This is a genomic window from uncultured Salinibacterium sp. (assembly GCF_963974405.1).
Taxonomy (GTDB): domain Bacteria; phylum Actinomycetota; class Actinomycetes; order Actinomycetales; family Microbacteriaceae; genus Rhodoglobus.
Genome location: NZ_CAXBBH010000001.1, coordinates 1,654,226 through 1,672,330, shown reverse-complemented (window position 1 = coordinate 1,672,330; position 18,105 = coordinate 1,654,226). Strand labels below are relative to the sequence as shown.

At 58.5% G+C, this 18,105-nt stretch carries 16 protein-coding genes; 6 read left to right on the top strand and 10 right to left on the bottom strand.

Annotation, left to right across the window (positions count from 1 at the left end):
• Positions 1 to 8 precede the first annotated feature (8 nt).
• Positions 9 to 293: a GNAT family N-acetyltransferase gene (locus AACZ26_RS08200; RefSeq protein ID WP_339620561.1), complete on the top strand. Its 285-nt coding sequence runs from the start codon at positions 9 to 11 to the stop codon at positions 291 to 293.
• Between the two features lie 31 nt (positions 294 to 324).
• On the opposite strand, the gene AACZ26_RS08195 is transcribed toward AACZ26_RS08200, so the two are convergent.
• Together AACZ26_RS08195 and AACZ26_RS08190 are read right to left on the bottom strand one after the other, a co-directional pair.
• Positions 325 to 1,896, bottom strand: coding sequence for a transporter (locus tag AACZ26_RS08195; RefSeq protein WP_339620560.1), 1,572 nt, complete (start codon positions 1,894 to 1,896; stop codon positions 325 to 327).
• The gene (locus AACZ26_RS08190; RefSeq protein WP_339620558.1) at positions 1,878 to 2,651 is read right to left on the bottom strand and encodes an ABC transporter ATP-binding protein; all 774 of its coding nucleotides are present in this window, start codon (positions 2,649 to 2,651) and stop codon (positions 1,878 to 1,880) included. Before AACZ26_RS08190 ends, AACZ26_RS08195 begins: the two co-directional genes overlap by 19 nt.
• Positions 2,652 to 2,775: 124 nt before the next feature.
• Here AACZ26_RS08190 and AACZ26_RS08185 point away from each other — a divergent pair, with 124 nt between their 5' ends.
• On the top strand, positions 2,776 to 3,297 hold the full coding sequence (locus AACZ26_RS08185) for an RNase H family protein (protein ID WP_339620557.1): 522 nt from the start codon (positions 2,776 to 2,778) through the stop codon (positions 3,295 to 3,297).
• Between the two features lie 71 nt (positions 3,298 to 3,368).
• Here the strand turns inward: AACZ26_RS08185 and AACZ26_RS08180 are convergent, their stop codons facing one another.
• From AACZ26_RS08180 to AACZ26_RS08160, 5 genes are all read right to left on the bottom strand, one after another.
• Entirely contained in the window at positions 3,369 to 4,667 is a 1,299-nt protein-coding gene (locus AACZ26_RS08180) for a M18 family aminopeptidase (protein WP_339620556.1), read from the bottom strand.
• 78 nt (positions 4,668 to 4,745) lie between these two features.
• Entirely contained in the window at positions 4,746 to 6,065 is a 1,320-nt protein-coding gene (locus AACZ26_RS08175; protein ID WP_339620555.1) for a GNAT family N-acetyltransferase, read from the bottom strand.
• 21 nt (positions 6,066 to 6,086) lie between these two features.
• Positions 6,087 to 6,836: a DarT ssDNA thymidine ADP-ribosyltransferase family protein gene (locus AACZ26_RS08170; RefSeq protein ID WP_339620554.1), complete on the bottom strand. Its 750-nt coding sequence runs from the start codon at positions 6,834 to 6,836 to the stop codon at positions 6,087 to 6,089.
• Between the two features lie 51 nt (positions 6,837 to 6,887).
• Positions 6,888 to 7,799, bottom strand: coding sequence for a GAF domain-containing protein (locus AACZ26_RS08165; protein ID WP_339620552.1), 912 nt, complete (start codon positions 7,797 to 7,799; stop codon positions 6,888 to 6,890).
• A 373-nt stretch (positions 7,800 to 8,172) separates the two neighbouring features.
• Entirely contained in the window at positions 8,173 to 8,535 is a 363-nt protein-coding gene (locus AACZ26_RS08160) for a DUF5997 family protein (protein ID WP_339620657.1), read from the bottom strand.
• 37 nt (positions 8,536 to 8,572) lie between these two features.
• Here AACZ26_RS08160 and AACZ26_RS08155 point away from each other — a divergent pair, with 37 nt between their 5' ends.
• Complete coding sequence (locus tag AACZ26_RS08155) at positions 8,573 to 9,292, top strand: LysR family transcriptional regulator substrate-binding protein (protein ID WP_339620550.1); 720 nt, start codon at positions 8,573 to 8,575, stop codon at positions 9,290 to 9,292.
• Between the two features lie 21 nt (positions 9,293 to 9,313).
• Here AACZ26_RS08155 and AACZ26_RS08150 read toward each other — a convergent pair whose 3' ends face one another.
• From AACZ26_RS08150 to AACZ26_RS08140, 3 genes are all read right to left on the bottom strand, one after another.
• Complete coding sequence (locus AACZ26_RS08150) at positions 9,314 to 10,015, bottom strand: GDSL-type esterase/lipase family protein (protein ID WP_339620549.1); 702 nt, start codon at positions 10,013 to 10,015, stop codon at positions 9,314 to 9,316.
• 182 nt (positions 10,016 to 10,197) lie between these two features.
• Entirely contained in the window at positions 10,198 to 11,043 is an 846-nt protein-coding gene (locus AACZ26_RS08145; RefSeq protein WP_339620547.1) for an ABC transporter permease, read from the bottom strand.
• The gene (locus AACZ26_RS08140; RefSeq protein ID WP_339620546.1) at positions 11,040 to 12,050 is read right to left on the bottom strand and encodes an ATP-binding cassette domain-containing protein; all 1,011 of its coding nucleotides are present in this window, start codon (positions 12,048 to 12,050) and stop codon (positions 11,040 to 11,042) included. Before AACZ26_RS08140 ends, AACZ26_RS08145 begins: the two co-directional genes overlap by 4 nt.
• A 78-nt stretch (positions 12,051 to 12,128) precedes the next feature.
• Between AACZ26_RS08140 and AACZ26_RS08135 the strand changes: the two genes are divergently transcribed.
• From AACZ26_RS08135 to AACZ26_RS08125, 3 genes are read left to right on the top strand one after another with little or no spacing between them, the layout of a single operon-like run.
• Positions 12,129 to 12,914 carry a hypothetical protein gene (locus tag AACZ26_RS08135; protein WP_339620544.1) on the top strand — a complete coding sequence of 262 codons (786 nt, stop codon included), beginning with the start codon at positions 12,129 to 12,131 and terminating at the stop codon, positions 12,912 to 12,914.
• 13 nt (positions 12,915 to 12,927) lie between these two features.
• On the top strand, positions 12,928 to 14,514 hold the full coding sequence (locus tag AACZ26_RS08130; protein ID WP_339620542.1) for a DNA polymerase Y family protein: 1,587 nt from the start codon (positions 12,928 to 12,930) through the stop codon (positions 14,512 to 14,514).
• Positions 14,514 to 17,957: an error-prone DNA polymerase gene (locus AACZ26_RS08125; protein ID WP_339620541.1), complete on the top strand. Its 3,444-nt coding sequence runs from the start codon at positions 14,514 to 14,516 to the stop codon at positions 17,955 to 17,957. The genes AACZ26_RS08130 and AACZ26_RS08125 overlap by 1 nt, the downstream gene beginning before the upstream one ends.
• Positions 17,958 to 18,105 lie beyond the last annotated feature (148 nt).

Sequence of the window (18,105 nt, the reverse complement as noted above, 5' to 3'; positions counted from 1 at the left end):
CGACAGTTATGGCTAAGGACTTTGTTCACGAGAAAGATGCTGCCCGCTACGTCATGAATCTCGATGGCACGCTTGTAGCCGTGGTGGATTACCGAACCAACGGATCTTCTATCTCGTTCAACCACACTTACACGCAGCCCGCACACCGCGGAAAAGGCTACGCGGCCGAGATAGTGAAGTTCGCGGTTGACGATGTTGAGAAGAGTTCCGGGCTAAGAGTTCTTCCGATGTGTTGGTACGTCGCAGAGTGGTTCGAAGCGAATCCGGAGCGGGCAGGACTGCTTTCGCGCTAGCGCTTAGTGCCGTTCTACGCGCCCTTGCGCGCTACCTCTGGCGCTGGAGCTGCACGAGCAGCTCCGGGCCTCGATCGTCGAGCATCCTTCCTCCGACACGCACTCCGATGATGAGCAGGATGCTGCTGAGCAGGAGTGCAACGGCGAGCGAGACCCAGCCGAGTGCTTCATTGAATGTGGCGAATCCGACGATAGCGATGACCATTTCCGGAAGAGCGAGAACGGCCAGCGCCGTCCATGATGCAAACATGGAGAGCATCAGCGTAAAACCGCCGCCGGGACGCGCTTTGAACGGATTCTCACCAGGAGCCGGAACTGAGAAGGCGAACCGCCCAGAGACGAGCGAAGACAGTGCGAGCCCCGTGACGAGCAGCCCAAGCGAAATGCCCAACATGCCTACGAGACGATCTCCGCTATCGCTGATCCAGACGCTTGCCACAGTCAATACGATGGTCGTGGGTACGGCGAAGGTACTCACCGCGATCACTCGGCCCCAGCGGTCTGCTCGCCCGCTCACGGCAGTCTGAAGATGCAGGCTGAAGGCGGTGTTGTCGTAAGAAACATCAGTGTAGATCGACATGCCAAGCAACACCGCCACGATCGGCCCGACGAAGAGTAGGCCGCTGAGATCCCCACTCGCGCCGGTGTAGAAGAAGATAATCGCAGGTACCAGCGGAACGCTGATGAGCGACTGAGCGTAGCGAGGGTCCCGAGCCCAATAGGTGAGAGACCGCGCCGCTACCGCGCCCGTGGGAGTGGCGGAAAAGACGGCAAACCAGCCTAAGCCGCGTTGAGAGCGTGCCGCGCTCACGGAGGCTGCCGGCCGTTCTAACGCCCGGTCTAAGGCCCAACGCCAGATTCCAGTGGCGGCAAGCAGCGTGGCAATGCCCACGAGCGCGTGCAGCGCTGCAACGCCAGGGTGTCCCGTGGCGAGATCCCCCGGCACAGCCCAGATAGCACCAAAAGGAGTCCAAGCGACGATGTCGGAAATGAAAGGAAGGAGCGAACGCAGTTCACGGAATAATGTCGACACTGCCAGGATTGCAGGGCCGAGCAACAAGAGCGGAATGAGTACGAGAACGGTCTTCGCTTCACGAGCTCTACGACCGGAAGACATGCGCACCGTCAACGCTGCGAGCATCCGAGATCCCACAACGCACGTGAGCGTTCCTATTGCGGCGCAGAAGATGGCGACGATTGCGATCGCAGGTGTCTGCCACCACACAAGACTGGTGGCGAGAGCGGCGAGCGTCGTAATGATGCCGGGGATTCCGAGGACACCGCTCACGGCGAGGGCAATAAGGAGCGTAGTGATGGGAATCGGGAAGGTCGCCAACTTCGCAGGATCGACAGTTTCGTCGATACCTGAACTGAGCAGTGGCAAGAAAGTCCAACCCAGCACAAGAACAGCCCCGCCGAGCACCGTGACGGTACGGCCGAACTCCTCGGGAGCTGTGCTGAGAAAGAACAGCCCGATGACGGCGAGGAGCAGCATGAAAAAGCCGTACATGGTTCCGAGGACGACGGCGACCGCTTGCCACGGACTCCGCGTCAGCGAATTGGCGAGAAGTCGAAATCGCAGTCTTAGGAGATGCGCAACCATTCGGGCCCTCTCCCGTGACGGCGGCCGCCGACCAACTCGACGAAACGATCCTCGAGGGTTGACGAGCCGCGCACTTCGTCGGTGGTTCCGGATGCAAGCACTCGACCATCGGCAATAACGGCGACATGGTCACACATTCTCTGCACAAGATCCATGGCGTGGCTAGAGACGATGACTGTGCCGCCGGACTCAACGAAACCGTGCAAGATGTCGCGAATGTTGGCTCCAGAAACCGGATCCACTGACTCAAAAGGCTCGTCGAGCACCAGAAGTTCAGGCGCATGAATGAGTGCGCACGCTAGCGCAACTTTCTTCGTCATCCCGGCCGAGTAGTCGACGACGAGAGTGCCGCTCACCGCGTCGAGATCGAACAGCTCGAGCAGATCAGCGGCTCGCTCCGCAACCACGGAGCGTTCCATTCCGCTGAGTAGGCCCGCATAAGTGACAAGCTGCAGGCCCGTGAGGCGATCGAACAGTCGCACGCCGTCGCTTAGTACGCCAATCTTTTTCTTAGCGTCAACGAGATTGCTCCACACATCAAGGCCATGAACAGCAACCGAGCCGGAATCTGGGCGAAGAAGACCCGTCGCCATGGAGAGCGTCGTAGTCTTACCGGCTCCATTGGGGCCAACGAGGCCAAAGAATGAACCGCGCGGAACAGTGAGATCGACTGAATTGACGGCCACCTTCTCGCCAAATCGCTTCGTCAATCCAATGATCTGCAGGGCAGGGATGATGGTCGAGGTATCGGGCACAGCTCTACCCTAAAACCGAACAGCGCCACGCAATGCGATTGCCACACAATCACTGCCGACAACCAGCTACTAGAGTCGGAGGGTGCGAGTTTTTCAGACTTCGCGAACTCCACGAAAGGGTGTCATGACGATAACTGCTGCTGCTGACGGTTCTGCTCTCGGTAACCCCGGACCGGCCGGATGGGCATGGTACGTCGACGACAACACGTGGGCAGCTGGGGGCTGGGAGCACGCCACCAATAATCAGGGTGAGCTTATGGCGGTGCTCCAACTTTTTCGGGCAACGGCTCATGTCGACGACGATCTCCTCATCCTGTGCGACAGCCAGTATGTGATCAATTCAGTTACCAAGTGGATGCCTGGCTGGAAGAAAAAAGGCTGGCGTAAGGGTGATGGAAAACCTGTCATGAACGTAGAACTCATCAAGCAGATTGACGAAGCCATCGCAGGGCGACGCTACCGATTTGAGTGGGTGCGGGGCCACGTAGGACACCCACTCAACGAAGCTGCAGATGTGCGCGCTCGAGGAGCTGCCGAGGCATTTCAGCAAGGCAGCGTGTGCCCGGTAGGCCCGGGATACCCGGGCGCATCAGCAACGGATGCCAGCTTGCCGTCGGCTGCTGACGGCATCGCTCCCCTGTTTTAGCCCGCGCAGTCGTCGCGCGAAATTGCTGGCGACAGTAACTGCTGCGAAGCAGGGTTCTGTAGCGTAACGATCTACTCGGGGGCGAAGAAGGCGGCGATCGCACGACTAAGCGCGATCGGGTCAGCCACTCCACACATTTCACGAGCTGAGTGCATTGAAAGCAACGGCAATCCGACATCAATTGTGCGGATACCGAGACGTGTTGCTGTAATCGGGCCGATCGTTGAACCGCAAGGCATGTCGTTATTCGACACGAACTCTTGGTAGTCGACTCCGGCTTGACGGCAGGCTCGAGCCCACTCCGCCGCGCCGGGACCATCGGTCGCGTAACGCTGGTTGGCATTGATTTTGAGGAGTGGTCCTCCGCCCAGTCGAGGTCGATTGGCGGGGTCATGGCGTTCTGGATAGTTCGGATGCGCTGCGTGCCCCGCATCCGACGATAGGCACCACGATTCCGCGACAGAACGCATGCGGTCAGTTTCTGAGCCGCCGAGGCCGGCGCTGATTCGAGCGATGAGATCGGCGAGGAACGGCCCGCCGGCTCCGGAACGAGATGCTGAGCCAATTTCCTCGTGATCGAAAGCAACGAAGAGCGGAATGTGGTCGAGTTTGGTATCGAGGCCGATTAGCGCAACGAGCCCCGCGTGAACCGACGAGAGGTTGTCGAGTCGACCGGAAGCAAACAAAGCGTCATCGAGGCCGAAAACTGCGGGAGCCGCAGTGTCGGCGACGACGATGTCATATCCGTCGATTTCGTCGGCTGACCGATCTGTGGTCTTCGAGGAGAGAATCGAGGCAAGGTGAGCGAGTACATCAGCATCGTCCCGCTCGCCAAGCCCGAACATCGGATTCATGTGGGCCTGACGCTTGAGGGTGAGCTTATCGTTGACGCCGCGATCTAAGTGGATAGCCAATTGCGGGAAGCGCAGCAGCGGGCCGGTGCGCACAAGCTCCGTGCTTCCATCACTAAACGTTACGCGTCCAGCAAATTCGAGTTCGCGGTCGAGCCAAGAGTTGAGGAGCGGGCCACCGTAGATTTCTACACCGGCCTGCAAAACGCCTTCCGAGCCGGTCGTGGGCTTGGGCTTGAGTTTGAAACTCGGTGAATCTGTGTGCGCCCCAAGGATGCGGAACGGTGTCGTGCCCACCGCCTTCGTTGGCTGAACCCACGCAGCGATCGCGCCATCACGAATAACAAAGTACTTTGCAGCCTTGCGTGTGCGCGAACCGTTCCAGTCATCGGCCTCACGCAACTCGCTGAATCCAGCTGCTCTCAAACGCCGAGCAACTTCGTCTACCGCGTGAAACGACGAGGGTGAAGCAGCGACAAATGAAGCGAGATCATGGACGTGTTCCAAGGCAGCAGTCATTCGTCCATTCTCTCATCACTCCGTGTACGCCTCGTTCCGCGGCAGTACTGAAGCAGCTCGGGCAGCGCGTCTTTTGATTTAAAACCACACGCTCAACCACGGAGTCGTCGGAGAATGGAACACGCGTTCAACAACGGCAGCAGCGCCTTCAGTAAGTTCCACGACCCGTCCAGCCGAGACCAACGACGATACCGTGACTCCCCCGAGGTACAAGGAGCTGAGTTCGTTCACCGAAAGTGAAACGGACGGCGTGCCTTCGGGGATGCTCTCTACGCGACGAGCATCCGGCGTCCCTGCCTCATCAGTCTCAAGCACATAGTGACCCGTAGTGAATCCAAGGTCGTCGCTCACCTCAAAACCCAGCTGAGTAGCACTGGAATAGGTGCGGGCGTTTAACGATGCGGAAACGTCCAAGATGCGCAGCCACAAGTGGTCGATCGGTGCCACTTGTGCGGCTCTCATATCGGTCAAGAGCCACTGCAATGGTTCATCCACGGAACGGAGTCCAGCCTTGACCTCGCGAACGAGGTCAACGTCAAGAATGTAGCGCCACAGAGCCTCGTAGGCTTCGGGGGTCTCTGAGAGCAAGTAGTCAACGGTGAGCGTGTGCTTCGTGAAATCGAGGTCTCCACCCGCGACGCGGTAGACAACAAAGCCGCGCGGAACGCCCTCGTCGTCGTCGAAGCGCACGATGCGTGTGTTTTTGGTGTATTCGTCATCGCCAGCTGCTGTTCCCGCGATCTGTTCCCAACGCAGCGGCCAGACGTTAATTTGACCGGGAGTCGTCAGACGAACTCGCTCGAAAATCGCTGGGGCTTCAGCAACGAAAGCTGAGGGATCGACGTGCTGCAAGAGGCCTCGACGCTCCCGCGTGGCGAGAGTTGCCCGGCTTGTATCGATCGTAAGTTCAGCTGCAAAAACGGCTTGACCGAAGCCAAAGCGGCCATAAATCGTAGACTCTGAAACCGTAAGTGTTGCCATGGGTAGCCCCATGTCGGCAGCAGCGCGGAGCTCTCCCTCCAGAAGCGCACGAGCGATGCCGCGGCGGCGGTGAGTCGGCGACACTGTCACCGAGCTGATAGCCCATGCATCGATGCTCCTGCCGCCAGGAACGGTCACCTGTTCTGTCCACGAGCTCGTCGTGGCAATGGGAACTTCAGGTGCGGCCAAACGCTTATCCCAGACACCCACGGTGCGACGATAAGTGATTCCAGCAAAGCCCGAATCGACCTGGTCTTTCGACAGCGCCGAACCATGAAAGCCCCGAGAATCAGCTTGAAACCAGGCTTCAAACGCGGCTCGATCGGTCGTATCTACGAGGTCGTACCGCAGCCCAGTCGCGGCGAGAGCGGCTGCCGACTCAGGGTCAACGGGGTGGTGAGCAAAATCGTTGGTCATGCACCAACGGTATCGCGAACGTCACTGAATGAACCATGGCGGATAGACCGCCACCTTGGTCTTGAACGAAGCAGCATCGAGCAGCGCTTTTACTCGCTCGCGGGCCTTGTCGCTTGCGACTCCCACAAGTTGTACATCGTCAAACGCAAACGAACCGTGAATGAGAACTTCAGCATCGTCCGTGAGTTCATCGGCACGCAGATTGCCCAGCATGCGTGTGATTGCGGTTTCGTCAGTAGCAAACCGAGTTAAGGCCGCTGCGGCATCGCCATCGGCAAGCACCGCGTCTTCGCCAAGGGCGCGAACAGTGCTGACGAGAAACACGAAATCCGTTGGAGTCGCAGTGCGAGCTGCATCGGACCAGCGAGGCTCGGTTGCTCCTGCGCGTAGCTCGCGCCACGACGCGGATTCCGGAACGAGACTAAACGGAACGTAGCGATCGACGGGCTCTCCAGTGCTGAGCGAAGCAGCCGCGCGGAGCTCACGGGTGAGGGGTGAACTGATATCTAAAATCGCGTCCTCGATTGAAGCGGCCGCCACGAGCTGCCCTTCGCGAAGGATGCTCTCCAGATTGCTGATGTGTGTAAAGTGATAAACACGTTGGTCAGAGAGCGACGGAACTTTGGCGCTGGACGCGCGTGGAGTTCCTGGAACTCGCTTTGCGCGAGAAGGGCCGCTGGCACGCGTTAGAGGCTTGACGGGGGTCGCTTTAGGAAAGCAAGAATCGCACAGATTGTTTTCAAAGCCGTGGATGCATTCGGTGCCAGACATGGGGTCCTTTCTCGGAGTTCAGAAATGACCTCCGTATCCAAGGTACGGCAATTATTGATGGTGTATCGCCGTCTCTGCACGCCGAGCGAGTTCTCGAAGCAGGGTTTCGTGACTTAAATCGAACCGTCGCGGTGCTGTATCGAACACGCAGACCGCGCCCACAGTGTCTCCGTTGGGTGCCGCGATTGAGTACCCCGCATAAAACCTGATGCGCGGTCCGCTAACCACCCACGGATGGTCCGCAAAGCGCTCATCCTTCACGAGATCTTCGAGCACGACGAGACCGGGAGCCGTGAACGCCCTGTTGCAGAAGGCGCCGGCGTCCTCTCGCCTCATCTCTCCCAAACGGGATGTTGACGCGAACCAGTGCGTTTGCTCGTCGTGAAAAGTGACAGCGGCTCCAGCAGTATCAAACAGAGCCCTCGCAGAGTCGACAATTGAGGTCAACGATTCCGACACTGCGGGTATCGTCAGAATCGCGTTTTCGAAAGCTCTGGAGTCAAGCAGGACGGGTCTGTGAGGGGGCGAACCAAGTGCGACGCTGGAGAGCTGCTCCGCGATCAACGGTGCGAGTTCGTGCGCCCAGTGCGCATAGGTGGAACTCTCCAACCGAACGCTAGCTCTGCCATCATGGGTTGTTGCCGGTACAAAAGTCGCATTTCCGCGCGCAGAACACAACTGCGCACTGATGGCGTTGAGGTGCTCGATATTGCGGTTGACTATCACCAACAATGGAGCGGGCAAGGAGACCACATCTCCCACGGGGGCGATGCCCAGGATGAAGGGGTGGAGAGCACCGCATCCATGCGCCGCGATGCTGTCGAGCACGGCAGTTACATCGCGCCGCCAGCTGAAAAGTGAACGGAATCGGAGAACGTCTCCCCCACCCATGGTAAGCACGAGCGCATCGAAGCGATCCAAACTCGCCCATTCGATCACCGCACCGATGTCGATCGTAGACATTGTGGGTTCAGAAACGATGTCGACGCTGCACCCGCGTCCGGTCAGCGCAGATAATTCGCGCGCGAGGTGACCGCCGAGACCGAGCTCGTGCGTGTGAACCCCGAAACCAGACGACTTCCCTGGCCCAATTAGCAGGACTCTGTCCGGATCTGGTCCGATGGCTTCTGCGCGAGCATCATCACTGGGCACGACGACATGGCGCCACCGTTGGGGATACAGCGCAAGCCAGAGTGTGACTATTGGCCACACTTATAGCGTGGCGAAGCTGCGAAACAATAGTGTTCCTGCCCGAGTGGCCAGACACGGTCGCTCTAAGCTGCTTAGTATAGAGCTGAATACTTTTCAATACTAGAGAGCATGAGGAAAGCTAAAATTATTTGCGCGCGGCTTTCGCAGCACGCTCTGTCTTGATGCGTGCGTTCTCCTCGTTCACTGCCGCGTGAACGGAGCGCTCCACTACTAGCCATTCTGGCATCTCCACGAGAAGCGCTTTGATCTCCGCCGTTGTCATAACGTCGGGGGCCCCCGCGCGCGCTAGGCCCGATGCTGAAATGCCGAGCTTCTGAGCAACGACAAGCCGGGGATGCGGTCCTTCAGCGCGCAACTTCGTGAGCCACTCGGGAGGTGACGCAAGAAGTTCGGCAAATTCTTGGCGGCTGATTTCTGAATCACGGAACTCTTCCGGAGCTGAAGGGAGATAAATCCCGAGCTTCTTGGCGACTGTTGCGGGTTTCATGGTCTGGACTGGCACACCCCAAGACTAACCTGAACACATGCCATCATCATTCACCGTCGCTTTTGTCCTGGGGGCGACGCCCGGCAAGTGGTCGCGCGTCTGGCGAGAGCGGCTTCCCGAGACTCCCCTTGAACTCGTACCGAGCGAGCAAGATGAAGCGCTGGCAATGCTCGCGGCAGGCACCGCCGATGTGGCACTTGTTCGACTGCCCATCGACCGGGCGTTGGAAAGCGATCGTCCGCTCGCCGCAATACCTCTCTATACCGAGCGAGCCGTTGCCGTCATCCCCAAAGAGCATCCTCTGGCTGAGCGCGACGAACTCAGCATTGCTGAGGTGCGCTCCGGGCTGCTGGTCGATGAGGAATGGCGTGCAGCGGTCGAATCAGTGGCCGCAAATATCGGTATCGCCGTGATGCCTCAAGCGGTCGCACGCGCTCTCATGCGAAAAGACGTGGTGCCGCGACTGATTATTGAAGGCCCCGAATGGCAAGTCGCGGTGGCGTGGCGCGACGGATCTATTGATCCGCTCGTTGAAGAGTTCATCGGAATCGTGCGCGGGCGTACCGCGAGAAGTTCTCGAGGCACCGCTGGGGCTGTCGAAGCCGAAGGAACTGACACATCGAAACGCTCAGCGGGCGCATCCGGCGCAAAAAAGACGGCGAATCGCGGTGCGGGCGCGCGGGCGTCGGGCGCAAAGGTTGCTCCGCGACACACGGCTAAGCCTCAGCGCAGCCGCAACAAGCGCCGTAAGGGCTGAAATCGCTATTACTACCCGGGTTTAGTCGCGTGGTAGCTGAGCAACAATCTCAGGGACCAGACTGGCAGCCCACTCCTGATAGCGTGACCGCCCCTCGATGTTTTCTGCATCTTCAGCAGCGGGCCGAAATTCAACGCGATGTACTCTCTCCTTCGCGTGTGCGATCGACCGTATTTGGTTGTTGAAATCAGCGGCTACTTGAGCAATTCGTTGTTTGTAAGCGGCGACGAAAGTCGACATTTTGGGGGTGTTGCAGTCGACCAAGAATATTTGAGTGTGAGGGGAAGACCGCGCGATTATGCCTGTCACGAGAGCGTCAAGCTGTGCTCCCCACGACCGCGAAGGCATCAGTGTAAGTATCTCGAAAGTGCCGAATGAGAGGATAACAATGTCGGTGTCGCTCAGTAGCTGCGTCGTCAGTCGGGATTGTGCATTTCGAGCTGTGAGGCCCGGGGCGGTGACAACAGTGACGTCAGTTCCTCGCTGAGTTAATGCCGTGAGCGAGTGAGCGAGTGAGCCTCCCAGTGCAAGCTCGTGCGAGGTGACGCCGTAGCCAATCACGATTCCTGATCCGCAGAGAACGACTTTGCAGGGGTTGGGCCCCTCCGAGCGCACGACAGCATCACCCTTGGGGTGGGGGTAGCCGCGCCAGGAATTGGACGATGTGCGTACCCACGTGAACATAAAGATCTTCATCACGACGTGCTCTAGGGTGGCCAACATTTCGCGAACTCCGTTTCGGGTGGCTGCGGCGCATGTTGAGAAGGGTGGGCCTCAACATATTTCGTCGGGCGCTACCGGTAGCTGCAATTACGCGAAGACTAGCACCGAAAAAGCGGGCTTCCTATAGCGAGAACTGAAACCATCACTTTTCGGATGCGCCTCAATTGCCTTCCATCGTTGTGCTAGCGAGTGCTGATGCTGGCGAATTTACGCACTGAAAGCGGAACGAAAATCGCCAGCATGACGACGATGCCAATGAGTACCGTGAGAACTGGGTGCTGCTGAGACCAGACGTCTGACTGGGCTGACCCCACCGGCGTATTTCCAAAGAGTTCTCGAGCAGCCTGCACAAGAGCAGATACCGGGTTCAATTCGGCGAAAACTCGAAGCGGTGTGGGAAGTGTCTCTGCAGGAACGAAAGCGTTCGAGATGAAAGTCAGAGGGAAGAGAACAAGGAATGAAACATTGTTGATGACTTCAGGGCTGCGGACACTCATGCCAATGAACGCCATTACCCACGAGAGGGCGTAGGCAAAGAAAAGGAGAAGGGCGATCGCGGCAAGCGCCTCTAGCGGGCTTGAGTTGATGCGCCACCCTACTATCAGGCCCGTTGCCATCATCACGATCATCGAAATCGAGTTGATGAGAAGGTCACCGTTCGTGCGGCCAACGAGAACCGCGGAGGGACTCATGGGCAGGGTGCGGAAGCGATCGATAATGCCGTCTTTGAGGTCTTGAGCCATTGCCGAACCTGAATAAGTGGAGCCAAAAACAACAGTCTGGGCAAAAATGCCAGCCATGATGAATTCGGTGTAGGTGCTACCGGGGATGTCGATGACGCCGGCGTACACGTAGGTAAAGAGCAGCACAAACATGATGGGCTGCAGCGTTGTGAAGACCAAGATGTCAGGTACACGTTTGATCTTGATGAGGTTGCGGCGGGTCGTGATCCAACCGTCGTTGAGCCAGTTCGTTACTGGCGAAGGTGCAGCGGCACGAGGTGTCTTCGTAGGGGTGCTGGCGGTCATTTTTGTGCCTTCTGTGCTGGTGCTGTATCAGTCGTGTCAGTCTCGGAATCGTCGGTGCTTGCCGTGTGGCCGGTGAGCGTCAAGAACACATCGTCGAGGGTGGGGCGACGCATTCCTGCGTCGTAGAGCTGGATGCCGCGGCTGGCGAACTCGGTGAGAATGAGCTGCAGTGCAGCGGGGGCATCTTCCGCGTTGACGGTGTAGCCGCGACCGTCGAGGCTCTCGACCGGTTCCGTGCTGCCGAAACGGGTGAGGATCTCACGGGCGGCGGGGGAATCCTCCTGCGACACCAAGCTGAGCTCGACGCGTTGTCCCCCTATGGAGGCTTTCAGCTCGTCTGAGGTGCCTTGGGCGATAACTTTTCCATCGTCAATCACCGAGATGCTGTCGGCGAGTTGGTCGGCCTCTTCAAGGTACTGGGTAGTCAAGAGCACTGTTGTACCCTCCCCCACGAGTGTTGTGATGACATCCCACATGCCGATGCGGCTGCGCGGGTCAAGCCCTGTGGTTGGTTCATCGAGAAAGAGCACCGGTGGGCGCATCACTAGAGCGCCGGCGAGGTCGATGCGTCGGCGCATGCCGCCAGAGAATCCTTTGACGGGCCGGTTTTGGGCTTCGGTGAGGTCGAAAAGGGTGATGAGTTCACGCGCTCGCTCGCGAGATTGCTTGGCGCCGAGATGGTAAAGGCGTCCGACCATGTCGAGATTCTCGAAACCTGTGAGGTTTTCATCGACGGCCGCATACTGCCCTGAGACGCCGATCATGGGGCGAATACGTTCGGGTGATGCGATGACATCGACGCCGTTAACCGTTGCCGTGCCCGAATCGGGGCTGATGAGCGTCGTGAGCACCTTGACGGTGGTGGTCTTGCCTGCACCGTTCGGGCCAAGAAGCGCCGTCACTGTGCCTTGGGGAACCTCTAAATTGAGCCCATCAAGGGCGTGTACCGGGGCAGTCCCTTTGGGCGTGTATGTCTTCTTGAGGTCTACTGCTTCGATACAACTCACGAGCTAAAACTAGGCGATACGGCCGACATCTGAAAGACACGCCGGTCGATGTCGTACGCAATTGACAGACTCGAACATATGTTCGAATATGAACAGGTGTCCCCTGTATCCGTTTCTGCCGCTTCAGCAACCGCTGAAGATCTTTCGGCTGAGCGCGACAGCGCATCAGGCAGTGTTGTGACAGCGGCCGAACGCGTTGCTGAATTACAGGCACGCATCAGCACGATGCAGTCCCGCACGCTGAGTTCACGGCTCATTCCTACTCATCCGGCTATTGCCTCTCTGCTGCCTGGCGGTGGCTTGCAACAGGGCAGCGTTTATTCGGTGGACAGTTCAGCGATGCTTCTTATGACTCTCTTAGCGGCTCCCTCTGCCGCCGGATCATGGTGCGCTGTTGTGGGAGTGCCCGAATTCGGCATCGAAGCGGCCGAGCGCTTTGGAGTCGATCTTGAACGACTTATACTGGTGCCGCATCCAGGGGAACAGTGGCTGGCGGTCACCGCAGCCATAGCTGATGTGGTCGATGTTGTGGTGGCGAGGCCTCCTACACGTGCATCCGATTCTGCGGTCGCCAGACTCGCTTCGCGACTCCGACAACGCAAGTCGACTCTGCTCATGGTTGGCTCGTGGCCGCAGAGCGAAGCAATGATGTCACTGGGCAAGAGTCAGTGGCACGGTATCGCTGACGGGCATGGTCATTTGGCCGCACGCGAAGTCACAATCACGGTAACGAGCAAGAATACTGGTCGTCCCCGCAGCGCTCGACTGTGGCTGCCGGATGCTTCGCAAGCAGTTCGTGCATACAGTGCAGTTGAATCAGATCCCCCGCAGCTGCGGGCTGTTCCCCAGCAGGTGTCGGCGTGAGGGCGGCATCAACGTGAGCGCGGTCTCGTCACGCAAAGATTTCATACCGCGAGTCCTCGTGCTGTGGGCTCCTGACTGGCCCATCGTTGCTGCTCGGCAGCACGAAAAACTGCCGGCGGATGCGCCGCTCGTTCTCGTAGAGAAGGGTCTCGTCTTTGCTGCAGCGGCATCAGCCCGCGCCGAAGGCGTGACGAGGGGGCTCCGGTTGAGAGAGGCCCAATCTCGCTTTCCGGGCATCATTGATCGACCTTACGACCCTGCTCTCGATAGTCGAGCGTTTGAGCCAGTCTTGACTGCGGTAGAACAACTCATCCCTGGGGTTCAAGCATTGCGCCCTGGTATGTGTGCTGTGCAAGTTCGTGGTGCTGCGCAGTATTACGGCGGAGAAAAGGCTGCTGCGTTGACGGTGATTGCTCGAGTGAATGAGATTGCAGCATCTGACGCTCGAGCGGGAGTTGCTGATGCTCTCTTCACTGCTGTTCATGCTGCTCGCAGCACTCTTCCGACAGCCTCGCGTTCTCGTCCCTCCTCCGTGCGCGTGGTTCCTGCTGGTGATTCTGCGTCGTTTTTGGCACCGCTCCCGCTGGCGGCACTCGAAGAGCCTCAGATCGTCACGCTGCTGCTCAAGCTCGGCGTTTCAACGCTCGGTGAGTTTGCTCAACTCGATAGCACCGATGTCCGTATTCGTTTTGGCGAGGTCGGGGCGCGTTTGCACGCTCTCGCTAGCGGTCGTGATCCACAAGCGTTTATTGCCCGCACTCCCCCGATCGACCTTGATGTTGTGGTCGATTTCGAGCCAGCACTCGACCGTGTTGATCAAGTTGCTTTTGCGGTTCGCAGCCGAGCTGGCGACTTTGTGGATGCTTTGGTGAGAGCACACTTGGTTGCAACAGCAATTCGGGTCGAGCTGGATTCCGAATCGGGTGAGGTTGCTGAACGGGTGTGGTTACATCCTCGGTCATTCAGTGCCAGCGATGTTGTTGACCGTGTGCGGTGGCAAATTCAAGGCTCTAACGTGATCGCGGCTGGGTTGAGCGCGGGCATTAGCAGAGTACGCATTGCGCCCGAAACGGTGGATCAAATTGGTCACCACGAGACAGGACTGTGGGGTTCAGGGCTGGAGCCCCGCATCCATCACGGTCTCTCTCGAGTGCAGAGCATGCTCGGTCACGGTGGGGTTCTCGTGCCCACGATTGAGGGTGGGCGCACTTTGCAGTCGCGACAACGTCTCACGGCATGGGGCGATCGCAGTGTCGCCGTGCGTTCGGCACAGCGACCTTGGCCGGGCGCGCTTCCCGACCCTTTACCGGGAACAGTATTCTCACACCGTCACCCCGTGCACGTTTTTGCCGCCGATGGCACTGCGGTGTCGGTGGATGAGCGCGGTCTGCTTCTCGCGCCACCCACCCGATTGTCGACGAGCGATTCCCGCTCCCGCAGTCTCACGGCCTGGGCAGGCCCGTGGCCGTTGGCAGAACGGTGGTGGGAACCTGAGTCCCCCGGTCGTTCATGGCGGTTTCAAGCTGTTGATGACACCGGGTGTGCGTGGCTTCTCGTACTTGATGACGGTGGTTGGTGGGCTGAAGCGAGGTACGACTAATGGCGTGGAGCAACCCCCCGATTCCCTGGAAACAGCTAGAGCGCACGCTTTCCGGCTTCGGCACGGTCACTCCGATCGGTGAAGCTAGCGATGGTCGTGCAATGTCGCTCGTGTCGAGCAAACGGGCCCCGTACATTGCGCCCGCAAGCCCTCCTGATCGTGCGGATGCCGCGTTCGACTCCGCCGTTGACACCGTGCCCTATGCAGAGCTGCATGCACATTCGAGTTTCAGCTTTCTCAACGGCGCCAGCATGCCCGAGAAACTCGCAGAAGAAGCATCTCGGTTGGGGCTCAGTGCACTAGCTCTCACTGACCACGATGGGCTGTACGGAATTGTCCGCATGGCAGAGGCAGCATCCGAATTGGGGCTCCGCACCCTATTCGGGGCTGAACTTTCTTTAGGTCTCCGTGGCCCGCAAAACGGCATCGCAGACCCTGAAGGCGATCATCTGCTTGTTCTGGCGCGCAAAGAAGAGGGGTATCACCGGCTTGCTTTGGCCATCACTCGAGCCCAGCTCGCCGGCGGAGAGAAAGGCCGGCCACGTTACGACCTCGACGAACTGGCTGAGCTGGCGTCTGGCCACTGGTTCATTCTTACCGGATGTCGCAAGGGTGGCGTGCGTCGAGCCCTGAGCGGTGCGCAAGGAACGAGCGCTCCCACCGCGGACTCGATGCTGGCGGCAGGAAGAGAGCTCGATAGCCTCTGCACGCTTTTTGGGCGTGATTCGGTCGTGGTTGAGCTCTTTGACCATGGGTATCCCCTTGACTCTGCCTACAACGACGCTCTGTATGGTCTTGCCGTTGAGCGTGGCTTGCGAGTTGTTGCTACGTCGAATGCGCACTATGCCACTCCTCGCCAGCATCACTTGCATTCCGCGATCTCGGCGGTGCGAGCGCGACGCAGTCTCGACGAAATGGATGGCTGGCTTCCCGCCGCCGGTACCGCCCATTTGAGATCGGGGGCGGAAATGACGGCACGTTTCGCGCACTATCCGGGAGCCGTCGAGACAACTGTGCAGATCGCAGAGGACGCTGCTTTCGAGTTGAGGCAAGCCAAACCAGCGCTACCCGATCAAGATGTTCCCGAGGGGCACACTCCGGCAAGCTGGCTGCGCGAGTTGACGTGGGCGGGTGTTAAAGATCGTTCTATTGATCTGTCTGAAGAAAACCGTGCCCGTATCCAACGAGAACTCGATGTAATCGAAGAAAAGAGTTTCGCAGGGTATTTCCTGATCGTTCATGACATCGTGGCTTTTGCTCGGGGGCAAGGAATTCTGTGCCAAGGTCGTGGCTCCGCAGCAAGTTCTGTTGTCTGTTATCTCCTCAAAATCACCGCGGTCGACCCCATCCGCTACAAGCTTCCTTTCGAGCGCTTTATTTCCGCGATGCGAGAAGAAGAACCAGACATCGATGTCGACTTCGACTCCGAACGTCGCGAAGAGGTCATCCAGTACGTCTTCGAACGCTATGGTCGCGAAAATGCGGCTCAAGTTGCCAACGTTATTCAGTATCGTCCTCGCTTTGCCGTGCGCGATATGGCAAAAGCGCTCGGTCATAGTCCAGGCCAGCAGGATGCATGGTCGAAGCAGATGGAACGCTGGGGATCCGACGTGTCGGGGATCGATCACGACATTCCCGATTCGGTGTTAGACCTTGCGCAGCAGGTCATGAAGTTTCCCCGGCATCTCGGAATCCATTCGGGAGGCATGGTGTTGACACAACGCCCTGTCGGCGAAGTGGTCCCAATTGAGCACGCGCGTAAAGAGAAACGCACGGTGGTTCAGTGGGATAAAGATGACTGCGCGTGGATGGGACTCGTCAAGTTCGACCTTCTGGGGCTCGGCATCCTCTCCGCGATGCAATACAGCTTCGACCTTGTTGATGACGCACTCGGAGAGCGCTGGGACCTCGCCACGATTCCGGCAGAAGAGCAGGGGGTTTACGACCAACTTTGTCGCGCGGATGCCATCGGGGTCTTTCAGGTCGAAAGCCGTGCTCAGATGGGACTTTTACCGCGCCTTCAGCCGCGTGAGTTTTATCATCTCGTCGTCGAAATCGCGCTCGTGCGCCCCGGCCCCATTCAAGGTGGTGCCGTGCATCCTTATGTTCGTCGCAAGATGGGCGCTGAGCCGATCACCTATTTGCACCCCAATCTTGTCGAGCCTCTCGAACGAACGCTCGGCGTTCCGATATTTCAAGAGCAACTGATGCAAATTGCGGTGGCGGTTGGCGGCTGCTCGGCCGATGATGCCGACTTGCTGCGTCGCGCAATGGGTTCCAAACGTGGCATCGAGCGTATCGACAAGTTGCGTACCAAGCTTTATGCCGGAATGGCGAGCAACGGTATTGAGGGGGCGGATGCCGACCGCATCTACGAGAGCATTCAAGCGTTCGCCGGGTTCGGTTTTGCAGAGAGCCATGCTCTGAGCTTCGGTTTGCTTGTGTATTCCAGCGCCTGGGTGCGACTGCACTATCCAGCGGCGTTCTTGGCAGCATTGCTGCGGGCTCAACCTATGGGCTTTTATTCCCCGCAGTCGTTAGTGGCGGATGCGCGACGTCACGGTGTGGTCGTGCACGGCCCTGACATCCAGCGCTCTGGGGTTTTTGCAGTACTCGAACCGCAGACCGATCAGGTGAAGGCGACGGGCAGCGATCGCTGTCTCTCATCCGAGCAACCTCCGATAGGGCCATTTGACCGTTCGGCTCACTTTGATACTGATGAACACCGCCGTGACGGTTCTTTTGCGGTGCGGCTTGGTTTTGACGAAGTGAAGGGCATCGGCACGCCGGTGGCGGAGAAAATTGTCGCCGCCCGCGAAGCAGGCGAGTTCACGTCGATGAACGATGTAGTGCGCCGCGTTGGGCTCACAACGAAACAGTTGGAAGCTTTGGCGGCGGCAGGAGCTTTTGAAAGTCTCGAGCTGACTAGACGCGAGGCAATGTGGAATGCGGGCTCAGCAGCCCAGGACCGTGAAGAGTTTCTCCCGAACAGCGTGATTGCCGTTCAGCCTCCGCTCTTTTCATTAGCTTCTCCGGTCGATGACCTCATGGCCGACCTTTGGTCGACAGGAATTTCGCCCACGAGCCACCCGGTTGCACACTTGCGGCCGGCGCTTGCCCGGAACGGAATACTGAGCGCTCAGGACCTGATGGCTGCAGAATCGGGGCGTCGCATCACTATCGCAGGCGTTGTGACACACCGCCAACGTCCGGCGACCGCAAGCGGGATCACTTTTATGAACATCGAGGATGAGACAGGGCTGATCAATGTTATTTGCAGTGTCGGGGTCTGGGGGCGCTATCGTCGAGTCGCTCGCGACAGCGCAGCTCTCATCGTTCGGGGCGTCTTAGAAAGGTCTGACGAGGGTGTCATTAATGTGGTCGCAGATCTCTTCGAGCCACTTTCGGGGCTGCCCCGCACTCAGTCTCGCGACTTTCATTAGTGACCATTTCATTACCGTTATGTGACTTTTTCGAAATACATGACACATGCAGCCCTTTACTGATATAGCCTTAGGCCATCGTTCATGTTCTAGACAAGGCATGAATGCGGCCTCGACTGTCGGGGCCTGAAGAACGCTCCTGGAGGAG